The sequence below is a fragment of the Leifsonia sp. Y862 genome (assembly GCF_057669585.1).
This window is the reverse complement of record NZ_JBYHFR010000003.1, coordinates 151,573-177,405: the sequence shown is the minus strand read 5'-3', so window position 1 is coordinate 177,405 and position 25,833 is coordinate 151,573. Positions and strand designations below refer to the sequence as shown.

The window sequence follows — 25,833 nt, the reverse complement described above, 5'->3', positions numbered from 1 at the left end:
TCAGTGCGGCGACCTGGCTAGCGGATGCCGGTCACCAGCCACGCCGATGACCGCGCGCGCAGGCCAAGGGTCACCGCGCGCGCGCCGAGGTACCCGAACATGAAGGCCAGCATCAGCAGGGCCAGGCCGAGCGCTCCGCCTGGCGCCCAGAGCATGACGGCGACCGCGAACGGTATGAAGACGGCGAGGTTCACGAGTCCGGTCAACGCGAGGTAGCGGGCGTCGCCTGCGCCGATGAGCACGCCGTCGAGCACGAAGACCACGCCGCCGAGCGGCACGGACAGCCCGAGCACGACCAGGGACGGCTGGAGGATGGCGATGACCTCCGGGGCCGACGTGAACAGGGCGCCGAGCACGCCGCTCGTCGCGATGACGATGAGCCCCAGCCCGCTCCCGCAGAGCACACCCCACTCCAGCGTGCGTCGCAGCACGGCCCGCACGGTCGCGACGTCGCTGGCGCCGAGGCCGCGACCAACGAGGGCCTGGGCCGCGATGGCCAGCGCGTCGAGGGCGAAGGCGAGCGTCGCGAACAGGGTCATCACGATTTGGAAGGCCGCGAGTTCTGGCGAACCGAGCCTCGTTGCGGCGAACACGGCGAGCAGCATGGCGGCGCGCAAGCTGACCGTGCGGAGGAACAGCCACCCACCGGATGTCGCCCCCACCAGCATTCCAGCCCGATGCGGCCGAAGCGGAGCACCGGCGGCGCGAGCGTGCCGCACGACCACGACGAGGTAGACCAGCACCATGCCCCACTGGGCGATGACGGTGCCGAGCGCAGAGCCGGCGATGCCGAGGCCCAGGCCGTAGATGAACACCAGGTTCAGCACGATGTTCGCGCCGAAGCCGAACCCGGCCACGTACAGCGGCGTCTTGGTGTCCTGCAGGCCGCGCAGCAATCCTGTCGCTGCGAAGACCAGCAGCATGGCGGGGATGCCGAGCATGGAGATGCTGAGGTAGATCTCGGCTTCGGCTGTGACGGTATCCGTCGCCCCGAAGGCGCCAATGAGAAGGGGAGTCGTGAACCAGCCGGCGACGGCAAGCACGACACCGAGGGCCGCGGCCAGCCACAGGCCGTCAATTCCGACAGAGACGGCGCGTTTCTCGTCGCCGAGGCCGAGCCAGCGGGCAACGGCGGGTGTCGTCGTATACGCCAGGAACACCATGAGGCCAATGATGGTCTGCAGCACGGCGCTGGCGAGTCCCAGCCCAGCTAACGGCGTCTCACCGAGGTGGCCGACCATCGCAGAGTCGGCCAGCAGGAAGAGGGGTTCGGCGATGAGCGCGCCGAGGGCCGGCACGGCCAGCCGCAGGATGTCGCGGTCGATGGGAAGGCGTCTGAAGAGTCTGATGCGTCGATTCTACTTTTGGCTGGTCGCGCCGGCTCCTACCAGCCCACCACCGCGCCCGTTCTGGGCAGCCGCGCCCGCTACAGCGGGCGCGAGCCACCGCAACGGGCGCGACGAAGCCGCAGTGCTAGTGCGCGAACTCCATCTGGTCGTTCGTGTCGACGATCTCCTTGCCGAGCGGCATCAGCGCAATCGGCACCATCTTGAAGTTCGCGATGCCGAGCGGAATCCCGATGATCGTGATGCAGAGGGCGATGCCGCTCAGGATGTGCTCGATCGCGATCCAGATGCCGGCGACGATCACCCAGATCACGTTGCCGATGAACGAGAAGACCCCGGCCTCCGGCTTGTTCACCACGCGGCGGCCGAACGGCCAGAGCGCGTAGAACCCGATGCGGAACGACGCGATGCCGAACGGGATGGTGACAATCAGGATGCAGCAGATGATGCCGGCGAGCATATAGCTGAGAAACAGCCAGAAGCCGGAGAGCACTAACCAGATGATGTTCAGCACGGTGTTCATAGTCGTGCCATCCAAGCACACCCACCTCCTGTCCAGTCGGAGAAGCTGGCCACCTAATAGGCTGGGCCGCATGACTGACGCGCCTCTCGCATCCGGAATCAACATCGCCGACTTCGACCCGAACATTCGGCCGCAGGACGACCTGTATCGCCACGTGAACGGGCCTTGGATTGAACGCACCGAGATTCCGGCCGACAAGTCGCGCTGGGGCTCATTCTCCGAGCTCGCCGAAGAGGCGGAGAAGGCCGTGCGCGACATCATCATCGAGTCGCAGGACGCAGAGCCTGGCACAGAGCAGCGAAAGGTCGGCGACCTCTACGCCAGCTTCCTTGACGAGGAGCGCATCGAGAAGCTCGGCCGGGCGCCGCTCGCCTCAGACCTTGCGACCATCGACGCAGTCACGCACATCCCCGCATTCCTCGCCACGCTCGGCCAGCTCGAGCGAGCAGGCGTCCCTGGCGCATTCGGCCTTTACGTCGACAACGACCCAGGAGACCCTGAGCGCTACCTCGTCTTCGTCAGCCAGGCCGGACTCGGCCTGCCGGATGAGTCGTACTACCGCGAAGAGAAGTTCGAGTCGGTTCGCACGGCGTACCGCGAATTCGTGCAGCGGATGTTCACCCTCGCCGGTTTCTCCGACGCTCCAGCCCGAGCCGCGCGGGTCTTCGACCTCGAGACTGACCTGGCCGCCCACCACTGGGACAAGGTGGCCTCCCGCGACAGCGAGAAGACCTACAACCTGAAGAGCTGGGGGCAGCTCTCCGCCCTCGCAGCCGGCGCCGACCTCGACCGCTGGTTGAGTGGCCTCGACGCTCCCGCCGAGGCCTTCACCGAGGTCGTCGTGCGCCAGCCGAGCTTCATCACCGGGCTCGCCGCGATGCTCACCCAGCCCCGTCTCGACGCGTGGCGCGACTGGCTGCGCTGGCAGGTCATCCGCTCGTCTGCGTCGTACCTCTCGACCGATTTCGTTGAGGCGAGCTTCGACTTCTACGGCCGCACGCTGAGCGGCACGCCGCAGCTGCGCGAGCGCTGGAAGCGTGGCGTCTCGCTTGTCGAGGGCGCTCTGGGGGAAGCCGTCGGCCATGTGTATGTCGAGCGCCACTTCAAGCCAGCTGCCAAGGAGAGCATGGACGTGCTCGTCGGTCACCTGGTCGAGGCGTACCGCCAGAGCATCAGCGCCCTGGACTGGATGACGGCAGAGACCCGCGAGCGTGCGCTGGAGAAGCTCGAGAAGTTCACACCCAAGATCGGCTACCCGGTGAAGTGGCGCGACTACTCCAGCCTGTCGATCACGCCCGGCGACCTCATCGCCAATGTGCGCGCCGCGAACGAGTTCGAGTTCCAGCGCGAACTCGGCAAAATCGGCAAGCCGCTCGACCGCGACGAGTGGTTCATGACCCCGCAGACCATCAATGCGTACTACAACCCAGGGTTCAACGAGATCGTGTTCCCCGCTGCCATCCTGCAGTTCCCGTTCTTCGACGAGAATCGGGATGCCGCCGCCAACTACGGCGCGATCGGCGCCGTGATCGGGCACGAAATCGGGCACGGGTTCGATGACCAGGGCTCGAAGTACGACGGCGACGGACGCCTCACCGACTGGTGGACAGAAGCAGACAGGGCGGCGTTCGAGGAGCGCACCGCCTCACTCATCGAGCAGTACGACGCACTGGTCCCCGCGCAGGTGCCGGACCACCATGTCAACGGCGCACTCACCATTGGCGAGAACATCGGCGACCTCGGCGGCCTGTCGATCGCGTGGAAGGCATACCTGCTGTCGCTGGAGGGGGCTGAACCGCCGGTGGTCGACGGTCTCACCGGGGCAGAGCGTTTCTTCCTGTCGTGGGCGCAGGCCTGGCAGATGAAGTTGCGCGATGAGGAGGCGATTCGCCTGCTGGCCATCGACCCGCACTCGCCGAACGAATTCCGCTGCAACCAGATCGTGCGCAACATCGACGCCTTCTACGACACGTACAACGTGGCCCCCGGCGACGCCCTCTGGCTCGACCCGGCCAAACGCGTCACCATTTGGTAAAAGATGCCCGCGATCCCCGCACTGGGGGAGGACTCCGTCTCCGCGTGAGTTAGGGTGTTTTGGGGGCAAATCACATCCGAAATCACCCACTTCACCACCAGTAGAAGGACCCGTTGACAGAGGTCACTCCAAGCCAGGAAGCGTCCAGACGCGCACGCCATTCGTCAGAACGTGTTGGCAAGCACATGGGCGCTGTCGCCAACGAGAATTTCGCCCGCGGATTTGAAGCCTTGGGCGAACTCGCCATGAACGGTGTCCAGGTCTCCGCGCGCGCGACCGACCTCGCAACAGGGCGTGTGCTGCTCTCCGTCGACGACCACGTTGTGATGCCGACAGCGAGCATCGGCAAGGTCCTGCTCCTCGTCGAGGTCGCCGCGCGCCTGCGTGATGCCGACTTCGGGGCATACACGATCCTTGATCGCACGAAAACGGATGCCGTCGCAGACGCCGGCATCTGGCAACACCTCCAGGCGCCGTCGCTGCCGGTCGCCGACTTGGCCGCCCTCGTCGGTTCCTCGAGCGACAACCTGGCCACCAACGTGCTCATCCGCGCCGTCGGCCTCGACGCCGTGCGTGCGCGCACGGAGGAGATCGGCCTGACCCAGACGGCACTGCTCGACCTGGTGCGCGACAAGCGCGGCCCGGATGACGCACCCCAGATATCCGTCGGCAGCGCGAAAGAGCTCACCTGGCTGTTCACTGCGCTCGCTCGCGGCGAGATCGTCGATGCAGATGCGAGCGAACGCGTGCTCGCCTGGCTGTCGCTGAACACCGACCTCTCCATGGTTGCCAGCGCGTTCGGCCTCGACCCGCTGGCGCACCGCGAAAGCGATCACGGCATCCTGCTGGTCAACAAGACCGGAACGGATGCCGGTGTGCGGAGTGAAGTCGGCGTGCTGCGCGGTCCCCGTGCCGGTGTGGTCTACGCGGTGTCGATGTCGTTCGCCGACACGCGGCTGGCCTCACGCCTCGCCGTGCTCGATGGCATGCGGGCCGTCGGCCTCGACCTGCTGGAGTACGTGCACTAGCTAGTGCGCTAGCCCGGTGGTCGAGAAGGCCAGCCAGGGCCGTCTCGAGACCCTTCTCCTTCTCAGTGGCGTCGCTCGCGGAGATTTCGAGACGCGTCCTCGTGCCTCGGGCGCTCCTCAATCAGCGGGCATTAGAACGGAGCGACCTCGATCAGGGTCACGCCGGCGGCCGGGCTGGCCGCCGACATCTCTGCCAGCGCGGCGGGCGCCTCGTCGAGCGAGATGCGCCGGCCGATGAGCTGCTCAGGGTGCAAACGACCCGACGTCACCAGGTCGAGCAATTCGGGGTACGCGGATGCCGGCATCCCGTGGCTGCCGAGAATCGCCAGCTCCTTCGCGATCACGAGACCGAGCGGCAGGCGTGGGTCTTCTGGCAGCAGCCCGATCTGCACGTGGCGCCCGCGGGTGGCCAGTGAGCGGATGGCGATGGCCACCGTGTTTTCCCGGCCGAGGGCCTCGAGCGAAACCTGCGCGCCCCCATCCGTGAGCTCATGCAGCCGGGCAACGACCTCATCGTCGCTCAGCCCGCCTGAGTTGAGGGTGGCATCGGCGCCGACGCGGGTGGCGGTGTCGAGGGCCTCCTGGCTGATGTCGACGGCGATCACGCGGGCACCGAGTGCCCGCCCGATCATGACGGCGCTCAGGCCGACGCCGCCGCAGCCGACGACCACGAGGGTCTCGCCGTCTTGCAGCTGGGCCTGGTGCACGAGTCCGCGGTACGAGGTGGCGAACCGGCAGCCGAGCAGCGCCGCTGCCCCTGCGTCGAGGGAGTCCGGCACCCTGATTAGGTTGACGTCAGCGTTGTGCAGGGCAACGAGGTCTGCGTACGAGCCCCAGTGCGTGAAGCCGGGCTGGGTCTGGTTGCGGCAGACCTGGCCGTTGCCACTTAGGCACTCCGGGCACCGCCCGCAGGCGCAGACGAAGGGCACGGTCACCCGGTCGCCAACGCGGAAGTTCTGCACATCGGGCCCGACGGACTCAATCACGCCGACGAGTTCGTGGCCAGGAACGTGCGGCAAATGGATGTCGCTGTCATGCCCGAGCCAGCCATGCCAGTCGCTGCGGCACAGCCCGGTCGCTTCAACGCGTACGACAACGCCGGCGTCGCTCGGTGCCGGGTCCGGGACCTCCCGCACGACGGGAAGAACACCGAACTCATCGAAATAGACAGCGCGCATAGATCAATGGTCTCAAACCGCGCCGCTGCTGTCTCGGGGTGCAGCGGCCTAGCCTGTTCGTCGGTGCTGGTCGGCGAGTTGATCGGCCAACCTGGTGGGAGATTTCGTAGCGACATGCCATCGCTGATGCCCGTCGAGCCACACCGGTGCCTTGACCTCTGGGACGCCGTCGACCATTCGGATCTGCCACCCCGACCGGTGAATCGTGCGGTGGTGGAACCAGCACAGGGTTACGCCGTTGCTGACATCGGTTGGCCCGCCGAGTGCGGCGGGGATGACGTGGTGGATTTCCGCCCAGGCGGCGGGGCTTTGACAGCCCGGGATGATGCAGCCGCCGTCGCGGAGGGTGATTGCCCGGCGCTGCTGCGAGGTGAAGCACCGGTCGGTGACCCCGAGTTCGATGATCTTGCCCTTCGCGTTGATCGTCACTGGCTGCACACCTCCGGTGCAGATCATCTGCTCGGTGGCGAGGATCGAGATGGGGGCCAGCTGCCCGTCAATGTGGCCGGCGCCCGTGCCTGCGAGGAGGTCTTCCTGTCGCACACTGACCATCACCGTCGGGGACGCACCGCCGATCGTCGGCGCCTCGGCGCTCCGAGCCGCACTGTCAACGACCATGGCCAGCAGGTCGTGGCCAAGCTGGTCTCGGGTGCGGTCATCACGCTCCAACGAGTCTTGGTCGATTTGTCGGTCCTGTTCCTCCTCGGTGAGAAACTTCACCTGCGCGGTCCGCGGGGACATATACGCGTCCATCAGCCGCTGCACCTTCCCGGCGACCTCCGGCATCAACCCGCCAGACACCGGCACCAGACCATCTCGCACCTGCCCCATCCGGAACGCCCGGTTATGCATCGCCCGCTTCTCATCGGGTTCCACACCGTCTGGGTCGATGAACGACTTCCACACCAGCGCGTGCACCTCGATCAGACCCGCAGACTCCGGGGTTGTCGGTTCGGCGCCCGACTCGATCGGGACCCCGGTCGCCGCGGCAACCAACGCCGCCTCTGCCTCCTGCACCGCAGAAACCTCGATGCGACCAAGCAAGGGAGCCAACGTGCCCACGATCACCTCGGCACTGTCCAGGCCGAGCTGGCCACCGGCCAGGCCGGCAGCGACAGCGGGGAACTTCGGCGGGAACGCCATGCCATCCAACCCGTACTGGGTGCGCACCTGCCTGCCCAACCGAATCCGCTTCGCGATCGTCTTCGGCGACACCAACGTCAACCGCTCCAACAATTCAATCGAATTACGGCACCCGCGCTTGGAGGAGAGTCGCTCCGATACCTCCAGCGTCGGTCGGGACCGCTCATCAATATCGGTGGTTACCGCGATGCGAAGGGCATCAACACACCGGCCGGCACGCTCCGCCACAACCGCCAATGCCACAACATCGTCTTCACTCAGACCGGGGACGCCGGCACATGGGCGCATCTCGGCATACTCTTCGGTGAATGTCTGCAGCATGTCTAGAGCTGTGCGGGCATCCTCGATGGTGAGCATGTTTCAATAGTACTGCTGTTCGAACATTAAAGCGAGACTTTCTCATAGGTGTTCGAACATTTGTTTTTGATGCCGAGAGCCACCACAGAGTTCAGTGTTGCGCATGCCGGCACTCGGTAGACGCTACGGTTCCACGGATTGGGTCGCTGGATTTCGAGACACTCACTGGCGCTCGCTCCTCAATCAACGGAACTAAGAAGCGGGCGGAGGCCACACGCGCGCCACAGCTAGCGGATCGCTGCCCACTCGCGGTCGAGGATCGCCCAAACGGCCAGGTCGCCCCACTCGCCCTTGAAGATCTCGCTCTCCACGAAATGCGCTTCCTGGCGCATGCCGAGTCGGCGGCACAGGGCAACGGATGCCGTATTCAGCGGGTCCAGCCTGGCCGAGACCCGGTGTGCGCCAATCTCGGTGAACGCGAGCTCGAGCAGGGCCTTGGCCGCTTCCGTCGCGTAGCCCTTGCCCTGGAAATCGGGGTGGAAGACCCATCCGATTTCAATCAGGGCGTTGGCGCCACTCGTGAGGAACACGCTCAGGTCGCCGATGACGCGGCCACGCTCACCAGCCTCACCCGAATCATCAGGCTCACCGACCAGCTCCGCGGCCAGGATCAGGGCGTCGTTGTCGTCTTCGAGTCGGGTGAAGCCGGCGCGTGTGCGGGTGTGCTCGAGCGACTCATCCCTGTCACGAACGGGCCAGGGAAGTAGCGCACCACGTCGGGACGTGACTGGTATTCAAAGACGTCGTCGGCATCCGCTTCAGTGAGCGGTCGCAGCAGCAACCTCTCGGTGCGGGTGGCGTGCGCGTAGTACGGCAGCGTGGTCAGGCCGGTCGGCGCGACGTGGCTCACGACGCGGCGCCCTCGCCTCGCGAGAGTCCGGAGTCGAGGTCGGAGGTGAGGTCAGAAGTGAGCTCGACGTCAAGGCCGAACAGGGCGTTCAAACCGCCGAGGAAGGCGTCGTGCTCGCCGGCGCCGGCCAGTTCCCTTGAACGCACCATGGGGGTGTGCAGCAGCACGCCGGCCAAGTGGCGAAGCGCAGACTCGGTCTGCTCAGAGTCGTCGCCGCGCTTGCGGGCGCGTTCGATTTCAGCCTCGAGGATGTCGAACACGTGCGAGCGCAGGGCAACAACCGCGGGGGCGAGGCTCTGCTCCTTGGAGACCGTGGTGAACTTGCGCGCAGCCTGGGTCACCAGCTTGCGGGCGTCGCTCGTGGCATTCAGCTCTTCGATCGGCGCGTGCAGGCGGATGGTTTCAAGGTCGAGCAGCTCGACGCCCTCAACGTGCACGACATCGGGGTCGACGTTGCGGGGGAGACCAAGGTCGATGATGAGCTGGCGTCGTTCGACCGGCTCGACAGGAGCTACCTCTGCGGGGGGCGCGGTCAGGGTTCCGAGCTCCGTGACGACAGCGGATGCCGCTGCAGCGGTACCCGAATCGAGGTCGGCACCGTCCGCGGTCGCTGCGCTCAATTCGCTGACGGTGTTGATGGCCGTCACCGTGCCTGATTGGCCGGTGACCGGGCAGGTTTTGATCGCCATGGGATCGCTCGCGACCAGCGCGGAAGCAAGAGAAGCAGAAGCAGAAGCAGAAGCAGAAGCAGAAGCCGAAGCAGAAGCCGAAGCAGGAGCAGAAGCCGCAGCCGCGGCGGCAGCCGACACAGCAACAGCTGCAGCGTCGACAGCCCTGCCGGCGTGCAGCACCGCTGCGGTGATCACGTGGTGATCGACCGTGGTGCACGTGACGATCAGTTCTGCGTCGCCGACGGCCTGGCTGAAGCCCGATTCAGTGACGGCCTCGATGTCGTGGGAGAGTGCGAACTTCTCGGCGCGACCTGAGGGCGAGTAGACCTTCACGTTCTCGGCGCCGCGATCGCGCAGGGCGGCCAGCGATGCGCCGGCGTAGCGACCGGTTCCGATCAGCAGCACCCGGGTGGATGACCAGTCTTCGATACGCGTTTCAGCGAGTTCGAGCGAGAGGCGCACGAGCGAACGGCCGACTGTGCCGATGCCTGTGCGGTTCTTGATACCGCGTGAGGTACGGGATGCGCGCTGGAACAACCGCTCAAGCTCTGGGCTGGTGGTGCCCGATTCGCGAGCCTGCTCCAGCGACCTGCGCACCTGGCCGGCAATCTCACCCTCGCCGACGACGACGGATTCGAGGCCGCTGGTCACGGCGAAGAGGTGTTCTGGCACGCTGTTGCCGTGCACGAAGTCGAGGGTTTCGCGGAGGACTCCCGCATCAACGCCGGTGCTCTCGCTCACGGCATCGATGGCCGAGTACACGGCGGGAAGCGGGGAGACGCCGAACGGCTCGTCGAGGTCGAGATAGGCCTCAAAGCGGTTGCAGGTGGCGACGACAACGGCTCCGCTCAAGGCGTTGTGGCGCTCGAGCATGCCACTAGCAACGGTGGTGGCGCCCACAGAAAGTTTCTCCAGCACTTCAAAACTGGAGTTCTTGTGGCTGGCGGAAAGACAAATCAGCACTGATTGAGCATACTTCCCGTTGCTGGGAGAGAGGGAGTCGAACTCTCAGCGATCACCCAGCGTCGGCGCCCATCGTGCATCGGTCAGCGATGTTTGACAGAATTCAGGGCGTGAACCTCGACGCGCAACACCCACTCTCCGCCGGACTGACCGCGGACTCTCGACTCATCACCGCCTACCAGGGCACCCGGCCGGATGTGACCCCGGTCTGGTTCATGCGCCAGGCCGGTCGATCCCTGCCCGAATACCGCGAGTTGCGGGTCGGCACCCAGATGCTCGAGGCCTGCCTCAACCCCGAACTGGCCAGTGAGATCACCCTGCAGCCGGTGCGTCGTCACGGTGTCGACGCCGGCATCTTCTTCAGCGACATCGTCGTTCCGCTGAAGCTCGTGGGTGTCGACGTCTCGATCGTCGCAGGCAAGGGTCCTGTGCTCGGCAAGGCCGTGCGCACGGCAGCGGATGTTCGTGAGCTGACCGCCCTTGACCCGAGCGTTCTCGACGCCGCCCTCGCCCCCATCCGCGAGGCGGTCACCCGCACCACCGACGAGCTCGGAACCACCCCGCTGATCGGGTTCGCCGGCGCACCATTCACGCTCGCGGCATATCTCGTCGAGGGCGGTCCGTCGAAGGACCACATCCACGCCCGCACCCTCATGCACTCAGAGCCTGAGGCCTGGGCAGCGCTCATGGCCTGGACCGCCGAGGTCACCGGCCGCTTCCTGCGCGCCCAGGTGCTTGCCGGCGCCAGCGCGGCCCAGCTTTTCGATTCCTGGGCAGGGGCGCTCTCGCTCGCCGACTACACGAAGTACGTCGCGCCGGCATCCGCTCTGGCCATCTCGCACGTGCAGGACCTCACCTACGAAACCCGCTCCAGCGACGCGGCCGCCGACCCAGAGTCTGTGCGCACGAACGTGCCGATCGTGCACTTCGGCGTTGGCACCGGCGAGCTCCTGAAGGCCATGCACGATATCGGGGCCGATGTGGTTGGCGTCGACTACCGCGTTGAACTCGACGAGGCCAACCGTCGCCTCGGCGGCACGGTCCCCGTGCAGGGCAACGTTGACCCTGCGCTGCTGGCTGCGCCGTGGCCGGTGCTCGAAGCGCACGTCCTCGACGTGCTTGAGCGCGGGCGCACCGCGCCGTCGCACGTGTTGAACCTCGGACACGGTGTTCCGCCGGAGACCGACCCTGCCGTACTCACGCGAGTGGTTTCTCTCGTGCACGAGGCATCCGCCCAGCTGAACGGCGTCTGATGAAAGACGTCATCGTCGTCGGTGGCGGTATCGCCGGCCTCGTCGCGGCTCGCCAGTGCGCGCACATCGGGTTGAAGGTCACGGTCTACGAAACAACGGATGCCGTCGGCGGCGCCGTCGCCGGCCACGAGGTCGCTGGCCTCACCCTTGACCGCGGCGCGGAGAGCTTCGCGGTGCGGAAGGGCACGGTCGCCGATTTCATCGACAGCCTGAAGCTGACCGACACGGTCGTCGCCCCGAATCCCCAGGGCGCCTGGCTCTACCTGCCACCCCTCAAGCCGGGCGGTGACGCCGTGAGCGTTCCACTGCCGAAGACCGGCGTTCTCGGCATTCCAGGTTCACCACTGGCCGACGACGTTCGCCGTGCGATCGGCACGGCCGGCGCCTGGCGCGCCTGGGTCGACCGCATCATGCCCGTGTTGAAGATCGGCAGGGAGCACAGCCTCGGCGAGCTCGTCGAGAAGCGGATGGGCACCCGTGTTCTTGAGCGACTGGTCGAGCCGGTCGCCGGTGGCGTGTACTCCGCCGCCGCAAAAGACCTGGAAATCGACGTTGTCGCGCCGGGACTGAACAGCGCGCTCACCGTTGCCGGTTCGCTGTCTGGCGCCGTGCTCTCCCTTCGTTCGCAGGCGCCGGCCGGCGCCATGGTCGGTGGACTGCGCGGCGGAATGTCGACCATGATCGACGCCATTCGCGCCGACCTGGCTGCCTACGACGTCACGATCGTGACCGGGGCAACCGTCACCGCGCTTACGCAGCGCGAGGCTGGCGACGAGCAGTTCTGGTCGGTTGACGTTGAGCGCGCGGCTGAAACGGATGCCGCCGCCGATGCCGATACCGCCGCTTCACCAACGACAGAGACCGTTGATGCCCGCTTCGTCATCGTTGCGGCCCCCGGCGCGCAGGCGATCGACCTCGTGCGCGGACTCAGCCCCGAATTCGCCGCAATCGCCGACCTGGACTGGCCGGAGCCGACGGTCGTCGAGCTGGCCACGCTCGTTCTCGACGAACCGGCGCTCGATGCGCACCCGCGTGGCACAGGGGTGCTCGTGGCGGCCAAAGCGCCCGGCGTCACCGCGAAGGCACTCACGCACGTGAGCGCAAAGTGGGAATGGGTGGCTGCTGCCGCAGGACCTGGACGCCACGTCATCCGACTCTCGTACGGCCGCGCAGGCGACCCGAACCTCACCGAAGCCCTCACCGACGACGAGTTCCAGGAGCTGGCGCTGCACGATGCATCCGTCATCCTCGGCGTTCCACTGTCGAAGGACACGGTTCAGGGATTCGCCCGCACGGTGTGGCGAAACGCGCTCTCTCCGGCAACGCTGGGCGCCAGGGAGCGAGTGCACGAGGTGCGCGATGCTGTCGCCACGGTGCCAGGGCTCGAAATGACCGGAGCGTGGCTGTCTGGAACCGGCCTGGCCGCCGTCATTCCGGATGCCGTCGACGCGGCCGGCAGGATCAGGCAGGCGTCGCTCGGCCTGTAGCCCTCCCTTGCACAACCGCATTTGTGCACCTCCGGTGACACAGACGCGCGCTACATGCGCCGGGCGGGATACTCTGGGGACACGTGAAGCTCGGCGAATGGAGTCACAATGCGCGGAAAGATCCTTTTTATAACCGGCGGACTGGTCGGCTACGTACTCGGCGCTCGCGCCGGTCGTAAGCGTTACGACCAGATTGCTTCGGCGGCCAGCAACTTCTGGCAGACGGAACCGGTCCAGCGCACCGTGCACGAGGTGCGCGATTTCGCCCTCGGCAAGGTTGGCGACACGCCAGCCACCCTGTTCGAGACCGGAAAGAAGATCGTCGCCGCAGTGCAGAAGTCAGCTCAGTCCGGAAGCAAGTCTGCGGCATCCGCTGCCAAGACGGCCCAGGCGAAGGCAGACGAAACGGCCAAGGCTGCAGCGGATGCGGCGGCCCAGGCCAAGGCAGCAGCGGCAGACGCAGTCCAGGCCACGGCACGCGCCGCACAGTCCGCGGCCAAGAACTCGACGAAGTCCGCAACGGAAGCGAAGCCCGGCCCCGTCGGGACGAGCGCTGCAGAGTCGACGACGTCGGACGACGCTGCCGACACGTCCGCTGACGATAAATAAGGCGACGTTCAACGCACACAACAGCGGGGAGCCAGTTCTGTGACTGACAACAGATTCAATCCAAAAACCAAAAAATCGCTGATCACGCTGATCTCGGAGTTACCGGGTCAGCTCAGCGCCTTGGTGAAAGCCGAACTGAACGCCTTCAAAGCCGAAATGGCCGGCAAGGCGAAAAGCTTTGGCATCGGCATCGGGCTATTCGTGGGTGCCGCAGTATTCCTGTACTTCGCGGTCGGCGTGTTCATCGCCTTGGCGATCATCGCCATTGCACTAGCGCTGCCGCTCTGGCTTTCTGCGCTCATCGTGGGCGTCGCGCTGCTGCTGATCGCCGTGATCCTCGCGCTCATCGGTCTCAACCGGGTGAAGGCTGCAACCAAACAGGATCCGGACGGACTCGGCCAGAGCCTGCGCAACGACGTCGATGCAATCAAGGGGGTTGGCGAATATGACCGCTGAGTCGAACGCACAGGACGCGCGCAAGGCCGCTGAACGCATGGCAAAGCAGGCGGCGCAGACCGCGTCGCACACCGCGTCGCGGGCGAAGTCGGCATCCGCTCACTCGTCGCACGACGCCGCCAGCAAGCCCGACTCGTCAAAGAGCGACTCGTCAAAGAGCGAGTCAACCGGGCATCCGTCGAAAGCTGAGCTGCGTCGAACAGCGCAGGATGCCAGGGCAGACCTCGCGAGCACGCTCGACGCCATTGAATTCAAGTTCAACGTGCCCAAGCAGGTGAAGCTCAAGACGCAGCACGCGAACGACGCATTGAAGCGCCTCGGCGAGGACAGCCCGCCGGCCCTGTTGGGCATCGCCCTCGGTGCCGCCACAATCGTCGGTACAGCCGTGTGGCTGGGAGTCAGGGCTTTCCAACGCCGCTGATGCGGCGAGTGTCCAGCCACCAGGCCGCCGTGCCTGTGTCGTTGAGCCGCTGTGTTGCTGAGCCGCTGTGCTGCTGAGCCCGCGTGTTGCCGAGCCTCGTTTTTGGCTCTGGTGGCAAAGCAGTGGAGACTAGAGGCATGACTCACCCGGCTGCCGGAGAGGCAGTAAACAGCACCCAGCCCGCAACTCACCCCGATTCTTCACTGAGTGAACCCGAAGCATCGCCCCAGGGGTTCACTTTGTTCGCAGTTTTGCGGAGGGATCCGGCTAACCCGGACGACCTCGACGGACGCGACGTTGAGCATGCCGTCAATGAACTGGATGACGTTGTTGCCCTCGTCGAGAAAGAGGGCGTGACGGTTCGGGGCTTCTACGACGTCTCCGGTCTCAGGGCTGATGCAGACGTCATGATCTGGACGCACGCCGACGACGCAGAGTCGCTGCAGTGGGCGCACCGCGAACTTCGACGCACCCGGCTGCTCAAGAGCCTGCTTCCCACCTGGAACGCCATGGGCGTTCACCGCGACGCAGAGTTCAACAAGAGCCACGTCCCCGGCTTCCTGCGCGGCATCCCCGCGCGCGGCTGGCTCACGGTTTACCCGTTCGTGCGCAGCTACGAGTGGTACCTCCTTCCAGAGGCAGAGCGCAGCAAGATGCTCGCCGACCACGGCCGCAAGGGCGCTGCATTCCGCGGCGCGCTGGCCAACACCGTCTCAGCATTCGCGCTCGGTGACTATGAGTGGCTGCTCCCGATCGAATCGGATGAGCTCACCGAACTCGTCGACCTCATGCGCGACCTGCGGGCAACGGATGCCCGTCGCCACGTGCGCGAGGAAGTCCCGTTCTACACGGGCCGCAGAATTACGTTGGCTGAACTCGTGGAGGTGCTGCAGTAGTGACGAAGTACGACGCAATTCTTTTGGCTGGCTTCGGCGGACCAGAGGGTCAGGACGACGTCATCCCCTTCCTGCGGAATGTCACGCGTGGGCGCGGCATCCCTGAGGAGCGCCTCGAAGAGGTCGCCCACCACTACCGACACTTCGGCGGTGTCAGCCCGATCAACAGCCAGAACCGCGCGCTCAGGGCGGCCCTCGAGGCCGAACTGAAGTTCCGTGGCGTTGACCTGCCCGTCATCTGGGGCAACCGCAACTGGGACCCCTACCTGGCCGACATCATCACCGAGGCGCACGAGAACGGCCAGGATCGCCTGATCGCCATCGCGACCAGCGCATACAGCTCGTACTCCAGCTGCCGCCAGTACCGTGAAGACTTCGCGGCTGCACTCACCTCCACCGGCCTCGAAGGCGTCGTGCACATCGACAAGGTGCGCCAGTTCTTCGATCACCCCGGCTTCGTGCTTCCCTTCATCGAGGGTGTGCGCCAGGGCCTGGCCGATGTCGCGGCGGCGAACCCCGGCATCAACATGCACACCGAGGTCGAGGTGCTCTTCGCCACGCACTCGATTCCCTCAACGGATGCCGCCAAGAGCGGCCCAGCAGAGCGTGGCTTCGGTGAGGGTGGCGCGTACGCGGCCCAGCACAAGGCGGTCGCAGAGGTCGTCATTGCTGCGGCTTCCCCCGCAGACTCGTCCGAGGGTCTCAGCTGGCAGCTGGTCTACCAGTCGCGCAGTGGCCCCCCGAGCATGCCGTGGCTGGAGCCCGACATCAACGATGTCATCGCGGAATTGCCCGCACGTGGCATCCGTGCCGTCGTCATCGTTCCGCTCGGTTTCGTCTCCGACCACATGGAGGTGCTCTGGGACCTCGACAACGAGGCCACGGAGACCGCTAAGGAGAACGGCCTGTTCTCTGTTCGCGTTCCAACGCCCGGCACGAACCCGGCATACGTCAGCGGCCTGGTCGACCTCGTCATGGAGCGGGTCAATGACACGCCCGTCGATGAGCGCCCTGCACTCACAGAGCTGGGCCCCTGGTACGACGTCTGTCGCCCAGGTTGCTGCGAAAATGTGCGCCTTGGCTTCAAGCCGGCGCTGGCAGGAGAAGCACCGTGAGCGCATCCACAGTAATCAGGGTCGGCACCCGCGGCAGCGCGCTTGCCATGGCGCAGACCACGACGGTGGCGAACCGCATTGCGGCAACCGCTGGCGTCGAGGTCGAGATCATCCCGATCACCACCCACGGTGACACGTCACGCGACTCGCTCGCGAGCATGGGCGGCACAGGGGTGTTCGCCAGCGCGTTGCGCGAGGCCCTGCTGGCGAACGAGTGCGACGTCATCGTGCACTCGCTCAAGGACCTGCCGACGGCCGCGCACCCTGGCCTGCTGATCGGCGCGACGCCCAAGCGAGCGGATGCCCGCGACGTCGTGTGCGCCCGCGACGGACTCACCCTCGATTCGCTTCCAGACGGCGCCAAGGTTGGCACCGGCTCGCCCCGTCGCGCTGCCCAGCTGCGCGCCCGACGCCCCGAACTAGAGGTCGTCGACATCCGTGGCAACGTCGACACACGCCTGGCCTTTGTATCGGATGGCGTCCTCGACGCCGTGATCCTGTCTGCGGCAGGCCTCGGTCGGCTCGGGCGCCTCGACGCTGTCGCGACGGAGTACCTCGAACTCTCGGAGTGGCCAACCGCTCCCGGCCAGGGTGCACTCGCGCTCGAGGTGCGGGATGGTCCGCAGGACCGCAAGCTGGCCGTTGCGCTGCAAGCGATCAACCACGCGTCGACCCAGGCAATCACCATCGCCGAACGCCTGGTCCTGGCCAGGCTGGAGGCCGGCTGCTCGGCTCCGATCGGGGCGACGGCCGTCATCGACGACCTGATTTTCCTCACCGCGACCGTCTACAGCCCCGACGGCACCGACAGCATCACCAGCTCGCACGCTGCGACGCCGGAGCCACACGCCCTCCACCACCTCATCGAGGCTGCAGAGGACATCGCGGAGCGCGTCGCCGCTGAACTGCTGGCCGGTGGCGCCGCCACGCTCGCGCCCTTGGGTGTGACATCGTGACGACGAAGACGGAGACAGCGAAACCGCTGGCGGGCTGGCGGGTCCTCGTGCCGCGCGGTGGCCCGTGGGGCGACCAGGTGGCCGCGAACCTGCGGTCGAAGGGCGCGCAGCCCATCGTGGCGCCCATGATCAACTTCGCACCGACAGACGACGCCGCAACGCTGGAAGCCGCGCTGGCCCGTCTGGCAGCCGGCGAATTCGACTGGATCACCGTCACGAGTGCCACGACGGTCGACGTGCTGTCATCGCACCGCGCCGTCATTCCGGCCAACACGCGCGTCGCCGCTGTCGGCGAGACCACGGCTGCGGCGCTGACCGCGGCCGGCTACACGGTCGACATCGTGCCGTCTGAAGACAACTCTGCTCGCGGCCTGCTCGAGATCTGGGAAGCCGCCACGAACGGCGTCATCCCCCTCAAGGTGCTGACCCTGCGCAGCGAGATCGCCAAGCCTCTCCTCACCGAGGGCCTCCGCCGCGTCGGCCACGACGTTGAGTCGGTCGTCGCCTACCGCACCATCGGCGTCCCTGTGAGCGACAAGGTCGTGTCCGATGTTGCCGCCGGGCTCGTCCAGGCCGTCCTCGTCACCTCTGGAAGCGTGGCCCAGCAGGTTCAGGAACAGCTGGGACCCATCCCAGCAGGCACGCTCGTCGCCTGCATCGGCCCGCAGACGGCCAAGGACGCTGCCGCGATCGGACTCGACGTCGACGTCATCGCCGCAGACCGCACCGCAGAATCCCTCATCGACGCCTTGGTCGAGGTCGCCGAGGCACGCTGAGCTGGCGTTCATCACGGAGTCGTAGGCTTATCTGGTGACTACACCCATCATTCGGCCACGTCGCCTGCGCGCCACCCCCGCGCTACGACGCCTGGCCAGCGAAACCCGCCTGCACCCCGCCGAGCTTGTCCTCCCACTTTTCGTGCGTGAGGGAATCACCGAATCGGTGCCGATCGTCTCAATGCCGGGTGTCATGCAGCACAGCATCGACGGTGCAAAGCGCGCCGTCGCAGAGGCGGCAGCGGCCGGAGTCGGCGGCGTCATGCTGTTCGGCGTCCCCACTGTGCGCGACGCTGTTGGATCTGGGGCCACGGACCCAAACGGCATTCTGAACGTCGCCACGCGCGCCATCGTCGATGAGATCGGCGACGCCCTCGTCGTGCAGACCGACCTGTGCCTCGACGAATTCACCGATCACGGTCACTGTGGCGTGCTCGCCGCAGACGGTCGCGTCGACAACGATGCGACGCTCATCCGCTACAACGACATGGCGCTGGCGCAGGCGACGGCCGGATCCCAGCTGCTCGGCCTGAGCGGGATGATGGACGGCCAGGTCGCCGCCGTCAGGCAGACTCTCGACGCCGCCGGCTTCGAAGACACCGCAGTGCTGGCCTACTCGGCCAAGTACGCGTCGGCGTTCTACGGGCCATTCAGAGACGCTGTCGAGTCGACGCTCGAAGGCGATCGTCGCACGTACCAGCTCGACCCAGGCAACCGCAGGGAAGGCGTGCGCGAGGCTGAACTCGACATTGCTGAGGGAGCGGATGTCGTCATGGTCAAGCCGGCCGGCGGATACCTCGACGTGCTCGCCGACGTCGCAGCCATGAGCAGTATTCCGGTGTGGGCATATCAAGTCTCCGGCGAATACGCCATGATCGAAGCCGCTGCAGCCCAGGGCTGGATCGACCGCAAGCGATCGATTGAAGAGTCTGTCCTCAGCATCCGTCGTGCCGGCGCCGATGCCGTGCTCACCTACTGGGCCACTGAACTTGCCACCTGGATGAACGAAAGAGATGCCCGATGACCCACAATGACGAGCTCTTCGACCGCGCACAGCAGTCGATCCCCGGCGGCGTGAACTCACCCGTTCGCGCCTTCCGTTCCGTGGGTGGCACCCCGCTGTTCCTGGTCTCAGCGTCTGGCCCATACGTCACAGACTCCGACGGTCGCGAGTACGTCGACCTCGTGAGCTCGTGGGGTCCTGCCATTCTCGGCCACGCGCATCCGCTCGTCGTGAAGGCCGTTCAGGATGCCGCCGCTCGCGGTCTCTCGTTCGGAGCCTCGACACCGACTGAGACGGTGTTGGCTGAACTGGTCAAGAGTCGCGTGAGCGCTGTCGAGAAGCTGCGCCTCGTGTCGACGGGAACCGAAGCCACCATGACGGCCATCCGTCTCGCTCGCGGGTACACCAACCGCGACCTGCTGGTGAAGTTCGCCGGGCACTACCACGGCCACTCAGACGGACTGCTGGCCGAGGCCGGCTCCGGCCTGGCCACGCTCGCCATGCCGGGATCAGCCGGGGTCACCGCGGCCACCGCTGCCCAGACCCTCGTGCTGCCGTACAACGACCTCGATGCCGTGCGTGAGGCATTCGCAGCCCACCCCGGCCGTATCGCCGCCGTGATCACCGAAGCCGCCGCTGCTAACATGGGCGTCGTGGCACCGGATCCCGGATTCAACGCCGCGCTGGCCGACCTCGTTCACGAGAACGGCGCACTGCTCATCCTCGACGAGGTGCTGACCGGCTTCCGTGTCGGCCCCGCCGGCTACTGGGGTCTCCAGCACGCTGCGGGGGAGCGCTACCAGCCAGACCTCTTCACGTTCGGCAAGGTCATCGGCGGCGGGTTGCCCGTCGCAGCGCTCGGTGGACGAGCCGACGTCATGGACTATCTCGCACCGCTCGGCCCGGTCTACCAGGCAGGCACCCTGTCGGGAAACCCCGTCGCTGTCGCTGCCGGTATCGCAACCCTTGAAGCCGCCGGCGCCTCGGTCTACACCCGCCTGGATGCCAACGCCGAGATCATTTCAGAGGCCGTGTCGGCCGCGTTCGCTGCCGAGGGCGTCGAGCACAGCGTGCAGCGTGCCGGCAACCTGTTCAGCTTCGTCTTCGGTGCGGCAGCAGCCGCTCGGGCGCCCCGCAACTACGAACAAGTGGCAGAGCAGGAGGCGTTCCGTTACGCGCCGTTCTTCCACTCGATGCTGAGTTCCGGCGTCTCGCTGCCGCCGTCGGTCTTCGAGGCCTGGTTCGTTTCGGCAGCGCACGACGACGCCGCCATCGACCGCATTCTCGAGGCCCTTCCGGCGGCTGCGCGTGCGGCGGCATCCGCTGGAGCGACCGACTAGGCGCCCCGTAGACCGAGCGTTGGCCCTGGTGTAGCGGAGCGGCAATGGAGTAGTTACGCCTTTGTGAGATTCGCACAAGCCGATTCGCAGGATGACCGGGCAGACTAGAAGTATGGCTTCTCTTCGCGTGCACACCGACCGACTCGAGATCAGTCTGTCGACCGCAGAGAAAACCCTTTCACGACGACGCGACGATATTGTCGTGCAGCGCGAGAACATCCGGTCTGTGGCGATCACCGACGATCCGTGGATCTGGATCCGCGGCATCAGGGCTCCCGGCACGATTGTGCCGCTCGTACTGGCGGTCGGCACATGGAAGTTCCACGGCGGCAAGGACTTCCTGGCTGTCAAGAGCAAGCGTCAGGCCGTGGTGATCGACCTGATCGACGAAGAGTTTTCCCGCGTCATCCTGACGAGCCAGCACGCTCCAGACCTGATCGCGTCACTCAAACTGACAGGCGAGGAGTTGGACGCCCAGTCCGACGCTGCTGGTAAGCCGGGGACGACGTCTGAGACGGATGCCACAGATCGAGGCGAAGGCGACCCAGAGGCCCCAGAGTCACGCCCAAAGACGAAGCCACGGGCCAGGCCAAAGGCCCCGGCCAAGCCCAAGGCGGCGCCCGCGGTGTCAGCCAAGCGTGCAGCGGCCAAGGCAGCAACGGCCAAGGCAGTAGAGCCTGCGCCGGATTCCGCGGCCGAAGCGCCCGACGCCACGGCGCCTGACGCCACAGCGAAGACGACGGCGGCGGCGCCCAAGCGTGCCGCGTCCAAGCGCGCAACCCCCAAGGCCGCAGCAACCAAGCCGGTGTCGCCCAAGCCGGCATCAACGCCAGCGCCTCAGCGCGCGCCGCGGGCGAAGGCCACCGTTAAGGCCGCAGCGAAGTCCACCGTGAAATCCGCAGCGACGTCCACGGTGAACTCAGCAGCGACGTCAACGACAGGCGCCGCCGGGAAGACCCCAGCGAAACGCACGACGAAGGCGCGTCAGGCCAGCTCCCAGACCGCCAGCGCGGAGACCCCAGAGTCGTAACCGACCGCGAGCGGCGTCCGGCACTGACCTGCAGCCAGCGCTGCCCGGAACTACGCGCGAACGTCGACGACCGTTCGCCCGTGCAGGGATCCGGCCAGGATGGCCTCCGCAGCCGCGAGTGATTCCTCCAACGGGATGACCTGCGTCAGGCTGTCGAGCAGTTCGAGATCCAGGTCGGATGCAAGTCGAGACCACGCCTCTTCCCGCAGTGCGAGCGGCGCGTTGACCGAGTTGATGCCGGCGAGACTCACCGCCCTCAGGATGAACGGCATCACGGTTGTCGGCAGGTCTGAGCCCTGTGCGAGCCCACAGCTGGCGACCACGCCGGCGTAGTGAACCTGCGCGAGCACATTCGCGAGCGTCACGCTGCCCACCGAATCGATTGCTCCTGCCCAGCGCTGCTCCTGCAGCGGTTTGCCCACACTCTCACCGAGGCTGCGGCGATCGATGATGTCCGCCGCTCCGAGCGACCGGAGGTAGTCACCCAGCTCATCTACCCGGCCGGTGGACGCGACAACCCGGTAGCCGGCCGCGGCCAGCAGGGCGATCGCGATGGATCCAACGCCGCCGGCCGCACCGGTGACCAGGATGTCGCCGGACTCTGGTGTGACCTGGCCCCGCTCGAGTGCCAGCACGGAGAGCATGGCCGTGAATCCCGCGGTGCCGATGGCCGCAGCCTGCCGTGCGCTCAAGCCGGCCGGAAGCCGAACCAGGGAATCCCCGTCGACCCGCGCCACTTCAGCGAGTCCGCCGTGGTGGGTTTCGCCGAGGCCGGCACCGTTCAGAATGACCTCGTCGCCCGGACTCCACCGCGGATCGGTGCTTGCAGAGACCACGCCGACAGCGTCGATGCCCGCGATCAGGGGCCAGGTTCTGGCTACTCCAGGGCGACCCGAAATGGCCAGTCCGTCCTTGAAATTGATGCTGGAGTACAAGACATCGAGCGTGACAGACCCCGGCATGAGCGCATCGTCGCCCAGGGAGGTGACGCCTGAACGCACGATGCTGGTGCCGTCAGCCGATGCCGACCGCTCAATGACGACGGCCCTGAAGTTCGAAGTGGCGCTCATGTGCCCAGCCTACGGACGCGGGCCGTTGATGGGAGCAATCCTGAAGGAATCGGCCCCATCTGGCAGGTTTCACATAGACTCCGCCGTGAAGGCCGATTTCGTGAGTGGAGTTGCTGACATGGATTCTGAGCAGGACAAACCAACCGACGCCCGACAGGGATCCGACGCTCCGCGCCAGCCCAGCGTTCCACCGGCGGCCCAGCCGGCCACGCCATCGTCGGCGACACCGCCCAGCACCGCACCCCCGAGCACACCGCCTCCCAGCACACCCCCGAGCAGCCCGCCCCCGAGCACACCGCCACCCAGCACGCCACCCCCGAGCAGCCCGCCCCCGTCAGCATCGGGCGCAGGCGCGCCACCACCGTCGGAACCGAAGCGAGCAGGCGGCGTGACCTGGGTTGTGCTCGCCGCCGCGCTCGTGCTCGGCCTGATCGGTGGGCTCATCGGAGGGTTCGCCGGTGGCGCCGCCGGACAGCGCAGTGACAACGCGTCGAGCACGAGCGCCGGCACCGCGCCGGTGGATTCCACCGATGCAGCGACCGAACTCTCTCAGATCGTGTGCGACGCCTCACAGGTCGCCGATACCGTACTGCCCTCTATCGTGACGATCGCCGTTGAGGCCTCAGACGGCAGCGGGGTCGGCAGTGGATCCATTATTCGCGAGGACGGCTACATCCTCACAAACAATCACGTGATTTCAGCGGCGGCAACAGAGGGCACCATCACTGTGCTGTTCAGCAATGGGGAGAGTGAGACCGCCCAGCTCGTCGGCCGCGATCCGAAGGCCGACATCGCGGTGGTAAAGGTCGATTCGACGACCACGCTTCCCGCGATCAAGATCGGAAACTCGGACTCCCTCATCGTCGGCCAGCCTGTCGTTGCCCTCGGAGCGCCCCTCGGTCTGTCCAGCACGGTGACCACTGGCATCGTCAGCGCCCTCGGGCGCGACGTGACCGTGCCGAGTGACGACGGCGGGACGGCGCTGCTCGCCGGCGCCATCCAAACGGATGCCGCCATCAACCCCGGCAACTCCGGTGGCGCCCTCGTGGACTGCTCCGGAGCACAGGTCGGCGTGAACACGGCCATCGCGACGGTCAGCTCTGAGGCCAGCGGCAGCGTGGGAATCGGCTTCGCGGTTCCGATCAGTCTCGCTGAATCGATCGTTGAGCAGCTCATCGACAACGGCACGGTGACCTACCCGTACATCGGCATCGCCGTGGTTCTGATCTCAGCGGATGCCGCCGAACAGTTCGGCACTCCGCAGGGCTTGTTCGTCGACGGGGTCGTGAGCGGCAGCCCTGCGGCGGAGGCCGGTCTGCAGGCGGGCGACATCATCACGGAGATCGACGGCCAGCCCGCCACGAGCACGACGCTGATCACTCGCATCCAGCTGACCAAGAAGGTGGGCGACGTCATCTCGGTCACCTACCTGAGGGACGGTACGGAGAAGACGACAGACGTGACGCTCGGAACGGCTCCGTAGTAGCGCAACTCGTTGGTTGAGGAGGCCAGGCCGTCTCGAAACCACCGGCTGATTTCAAGACGCTCGCTGGCGCTCGCTCCTCAACCAACGAAAAGCGGCTAGGTGACGTCTTTCTTCCAGCTGCTGAAGTACCCGGCCACGGTTGCGACGACCGCGTAGGCAACGAGCACGAGCCCACCCTGCCACCAGTCGAGGACGGCCGACGCTGGGCTCGAAATCGTGAAGAAGCTCGCGCCGACCAGCGCATCGGACGCGGCCCCCGGCAGGAACTTGCCGATGTTCGCTGTCGCCTCGATGAACGACGAGGCCAGCCTGAGCAGCGGCTCGACGAACTGCGTGAACGCGAGCACGATCACGATCGAGGCCACCTGGCTCGGAACGAGCACGCCGAGGCCGACGCCGATCGTCGCCCAGAGCGCCATGGCCAGGATCGAGCGTCCGGCCAGTGCCCACGTGTCGAGGTCGCCGAGTGCCGGGTCGACGCCGAATGCATTCAGCACCAGCGCACCGACACCCATGGAGGCGAGCAGGCCGACGATGCCGAGGACAGCTCCGACAATGAGCATCGAGATGGTCTTGGCGCCGAGAACGCTGGCCCTGCGCGGGTTGGCCAGGAAAGTCGGTGTCAGCGTCTGGTGGCGGAATTCGCCCGTGGTCGCCAACGCGCCGAGGAGCACGGGGAACACATAGCCAACGGATGACGCAAAGCTGTAGATGAGCGCCGGCAGGTTGTCGAGTTCAGGCGCGCCCCCGCCGCCGCCACCGGCCGCGTTCGGCGTGATCTCACCGCTCTGGATACCGCCGAACAGCCAGGCCAGGCCTCCGGCCAGGATGGCGATGTAGATGAACAGGATGAGGGCGAGGATCCACCACATGCGCGTGGTGAACAGCTTCGCGAATTCGGCGTTGATGGCGCGCATGAAGATGGTCACAGTGAGTCGCCTCCGCCCACGAGCGAGAGGAACGATTCTTCCAACCCGGATTTCTGTCTGTGCAGCACGCTCAGCTCGATGCCGGCGGTAAACGCGAGATGGCCGATCCGGCCAGGGTCGGGTTCGGCAGCGAGTATGCCGGTGCGTCCGATGGAGAACGGGATGCCGGCATCCGTCAAGGCAGTGGTGAGCGCCTCGCGATCGGGGGAGTCCACGATTACCTGGGGAGCGGTGTCCGTGTCGAGGCTGGAGAGCGGGCCGCGGTGCACGAGCTTGCCCTTGGCGATGATGACGACGTCGTCGACGCTCTGCTGCACCTCGGAGAGCAGGTGAGAGCTCACCAGCACGGTGCGGCCTTCGGCGGCCATCGCCCGCAGGAATCCGCGGATCCACTTGATGCCCTCAGGGTCGAGACCGTTGATGGGTTCGTCGAGCACCAGCACGCCAGGGTCGCCGAGCATTGTGTATGCGAGACCGAGGCGCTGGCGCATGCCGAGGGAATAGCCGCCGACCCTGCGCGTTCCGTATTCGGCCAGGCCAACGGTCTGCAGCACCTCTGGGATGCGGGTGAGGGGAATGCCCGCAGCGCGCGCGTAGATGCCGAGGTGGTCGTTCGCGGTGCGTCCTGGGTGGAAGCTAGCGGCTTCGAGCGCCGCACCCACCATCGACAGGGGTTTCGGCAGGTCGTGATAGCGAACACCGTCGAATGTGGCTGTGCCACGCGTCGGTGTCACCAGGCCAAGCAGCATCCGCAGCGTCGTGGTCTTGCCTGCGCCGTTGGGGCCGAGGAATCCGGTCACCCGGCCAGGTTCGACAGCGAACGAGAGGTCGTCGACTGCCGCGACGTGCCCGAACTGCTTCGTGATGTTATGGAATTCGATTACCGCGCCCGTTGGCATTCGCAACCCCTCT

General features: G+C 66.3%; 23 protein-coding genes and 1 pseudogene. 15 read left to right on the top strand and 9 right to left on the bottom strand.

The window, feature by feature from the left end; genetic code table 11:
• Positions 1-17 precede the first annotated feature (17 nt).
• On the bottom strand, positions 18-1,298 hold the full coding sequence (locus AC25Z0_RS15130) for an MATE family efflux transporter (protein ID WP_488133735.1): 1,281 nt from the start codon (positions 1,296-1,298) through the stop codon (positions 18-20).
• Positions 1,299-1,473: 175 nt separating this feature from the next.
• Positions 1,474-1,869, bottom strand: coding sequence for a YccF domain-containing protein (locus AC25Z0_RS15125; RefSeq protein ID WP_488121252.1), 396 nt, complete (start codon positions 1,867-1,869; stop codon positions 1,474-1,476).
• Positions 1,870-1,939: 70 nt separating this feature from the next.
• Between AC25Z0_RS15125 and AC25Z0_RS15120 the strand changes: the two genes are divergently transcribed.
• Positions 1,940-3,904 (top strand): M13 family metallopeptidase, encoded by a 1,965-nt coding sequence (locus tag AC25Z0_RS15120; RefSeq protein WP_488133734.1) that lies wholly within the window; start codon positions 1,940-1,942, stop codon positions 3,902-3,904.
• A gap of 113 nt (positions 3,905-4,017) precedes the next feature.
• Complete coding sequence (locus tag AC25Z0_RS15115) at positions 4,018-4,932, top strand: serine hydrolase (protein ID WP_488120933.1); 915 nt, start codon at positions 4,018-4,020, stop codon at positions 4,930-4,932.
• 131 nt (positions 4,933-5,063) lie between these two features.
• Here the strand turns inward: AC25Z0_RS15115 and AC25Z0_RS15110 are convergent, their stop codons facing one another.
• The 4 genes and pseudogenes from AC25Z0_RS15110 to AC25Z0_RS15095 form a co-directional block, all read right to left on the bottom strand.
• Entirely contained in the window at positions 5,064-6,110 is a 1,047-nt protein-coding gene (locus tag AC25Z0_RS15110) for a zinc-dependent alcohol dehydrogenase family protein (protein WP_488133733.1), read from the bottom strand.
• A gap of 48 nt (positions 6,111-6,158) precedes the next feature.
• On the bottom strand, positions 6,159-7,610 hold the full coding sequence (locus AC25Z0_RS15105) for an HNH endonuclease signature motif containing protein (protein ID WP_488120931.1): 1,452 nt from the start codon (positions 7,608-7,610) through the stop codon (positions 6,159-6,161).
• Between the two features lie 227 nt (positions 7,611-7,837).
• A pseudogene (locus AC25Z0_RS15100) lies at positions 7,838-8,460 on the bottom strand (GNAT family N-acetyltransferase).
• On the bottom strand, positions 8,457-10,049 hold the full coding sequence (locus AC25Z0_RS15095) for a glutamyl-tRNA reductase (protein WP_488133732.1): 1,593 nt from the start codon (positions 10,047-10,049) through the stop codon (positions 8,457-8,459). The pseudogene AC25Z0_RS15100 and the gene AC25Z0_RS15095 overlap by 4 nt, the downstream one beginning before the upstream one ends.
• 134 nt (positions 10,050-10,183) lie before the next feature.
• On the opposite strand from AC25Z0_RS15095, the gene hemE reads away from it, so the two are divergent.
• The 12 genes from hemE (at position 10,184) to AC25Z0_RS15035 (ending at position 21,436) form a co-directional block, all read left to right on the top strand.
• Positions 10,184-11,347: a uroporphyrinogen decarboxylase gene (hemE, locus tag AC25Z0_RS15090; protein WP_488133731.1), complete on the top strand. Its 1,164-nt coding sequence runs from the start codon at positions 10,184-10,186 to the stop codon at positions 11,345-11,347.
• Positions 11,347-12,834 carry a protoporphyrinogen oxidase gene (gene hemG, locus AC25Z0_RS15085; RefSeq protein ID WP_488133730.1) on the top strand — a complete coding sequence of 496 codons (1,488 nt, stop codon included), beginning with the start codon at positions 11,347-11,349 and terminating at the stop codon, positions 12,832-12,834. Before hemE ends, hemG begins: the two co-directional genes overlap by 1 nt.
• A gap of 108 nt (positions 12,835-12,942) precedes the next feature.
• Positions 12,943-13,443 carry a hypothetical protein gene (locus AC25Z0_RS15080; protein WP_488120926.1) on the top strand — a complete coding sequence of 167 codons (501 nt, stop codon included), beginning with the start codon at positions 12,943-12,945 and terminating at the stop codon, positions 13,441-13,443.
• Positions 13,444-13,482: 39 nt separating this feature from the next.
• Positions 13,483-13,899, top strand: coding sequence for a phage holin family protein (locus AC25Z0_RS15075; protein ID WP_488120925.1), 417 nt, complete (start codon positions 13,483-13,485; stop codon positions 13,897-13,899).
• The gene (locus AC25Z0_RS15070; protein ID WP_488133729.1) at positions 13,889-14,320 is read left to right on the top strand and encodes a hypothetical protein; all 432 of its coding nucleotides are present in this window, start codon (positions 13,889-13,891) and stop codon (positions 14,318-14,320) included. The genes AC25Z0_RS15075 and AC25Z0_RS15070 overlap by 11 nt, the downstream gene beginning before the upstream one ends.
• 137 nt (positions 14,321-14,457) lie before the next feature.
• A complete protein-coding gene (gene hemQ, locus AC25Z0_RS15065; RefSeq protein ID WP_488120923.1) occupies positions 14,458-15,216 on the top strand; it encodes a hydrogen peroxide-dependent heme synthase in 759 nt (252 codons plus the stop codon).
• The gene (locus AC25Z0_RS15060; protein ID WP_488133728.1) at positions 15,216-16,331 is read left to right on the top strand and encodes a ferrochelatase; all 1,116 of its coding nucleotides are present in this window, start codon (positions 15,216-15,218) and stop codon (positions 16,329-16,331) included. Before hemQ ends, AC25Z0_RS15060 begins: the two co-directional genes overlap by 1 nt.
• A 47-nt stretch (positions 16,332-16,378) precedes the next feature.
• Positions 16,379-17,287 (top strand): hydroxymethylbilane synthase, encoded by a 909-nt coding sequence (gene hemC, locus AC25Z0_RS15055; RefSeq protein ID WP_488133919.1) that lies wholly within the window; start codon positions 16,379-16,381, stop codon positions 17,285-17,287.
• Positions 17,284-18,063 carry a uroporphyrinogen-III synthase gene (locus AC25Z0_RS15050; protein ID WP_488120921.1) on the top strand — a complete coding sequence of 260 codons (780 nt, stop codon included), beginning with the start codon at positions 17,284-17,286 and terminating at the stop codon, positions 18,061-18,063. The genes hemC and AC25Z0_RS15050 overlap by 4 nt, the downstream gene beginning before the upstream one ends.
• A gap of 34 nt (positions 18,064-18,097) precedes the next feature.
• Complete coding sequence (gene hemB, locus AC25Z0_RS15045; RefSeq protein WP_488120920.1) at positions 18,098-19,087, top strand: porphobilinogen synthase; 990 nt, start codon at positions 18,098-18,100, stop codon at positions 19,085-19,087.
• Complete coding sequence (gene hemL, locus AC25Z0_RS15040) at positions 19,084-20,406, top strand: glutamate-1-semialdehyde 2,1-aminomutase (RefSeq protein ID WP_488133727.1); 1,323 nt, start codon at positions 19,084-19,086, stop codon at positions 20,404-20,406. The genes hemB and hemL overlap by 4 nt, the downstream gene beginning before the upstream one ends.
• Before the next feature lie 112 nt (positions 20,407-20,518).
• Positions 20,519-21,436 (top strand): hypothetical protein, encoded by a 918-nt coding sequence (locus AC25Z0_RS15035; RefSeq protein WP_488133726.1) that lies wholly within the window; start codon positions 20,519-20,521, stop codon positions 21,434-21,436.
• A gap of 50 nt (positions 21,437-21,486) precedes the next feature.
• Here the strand turns inward: AC25Z0_RS15035 and AC25Z0_RS15030 are convergent, their stop codons facing one another.
• Positions 21,487-22,506, bottom strand: coding sequence for an MDR family oxidoreductase (locus AC25Z0_RS15030; protein WP_488120917.1), 1,020 nt, complete (start codon positions 22,504-22,506; stop codon positions 21,487-21,489).
• Positions 22,507-22,894: 388 nt separating this feature from the next.
• On the opposite strand from AC25Z0_RS15030, the gene AC25Z0_RS15025 reads away from it, so the two are divergent.
• Complete coding sequence (locus AC25Z0_RS15025) at positions 22,895-23,989, top strand: S1C family serine protease (protein WP_488133725.1); 1,095 nt, start codon at positions 22,895-22,897, stop codon at positions 23,987-23,989.
• A 98-nt stretch (positions 23,990-24,087) separates the two neighbouring features.
• On the opposite strand, the gene AC25Z0_RS15020 is transcribed toward AC25Z0_RS15025, so the two are convergent.
• Together AC25Z0_RS15020 and AC25Z0_RS15015 are read right to left on the bottom strand one after the other, a co-directional pair.
• Positions 24,088-24,921 (bottom strand): ABC transporter permease, encoded by an 834-nt coding sequence (locus AC25Z0_RS15020; protein ID WP_488120915.1) that lies wholly within the window; start codon positions 24,919-24,921, stop codon positions 24,088-24,090.
• On the bottom strand, positions 24,918-25,820 hold the full coding sequence (locus tag AC25Z0_RS15015) for an ATP-binding cassette domain-containing protein (protein WP_488120914.1): 903 nt from the start codon (positions 25,818-25,820) through the stop codon (positions 24,918-24,920). Before AC25Z0_RS15015 ends, AC25Z0_RS15020 begins: the two co-directional genes overlap by 4 nt.
• Between the last annotated feature and the right edge of the window lie 13 nt (positions 25,821-25,833).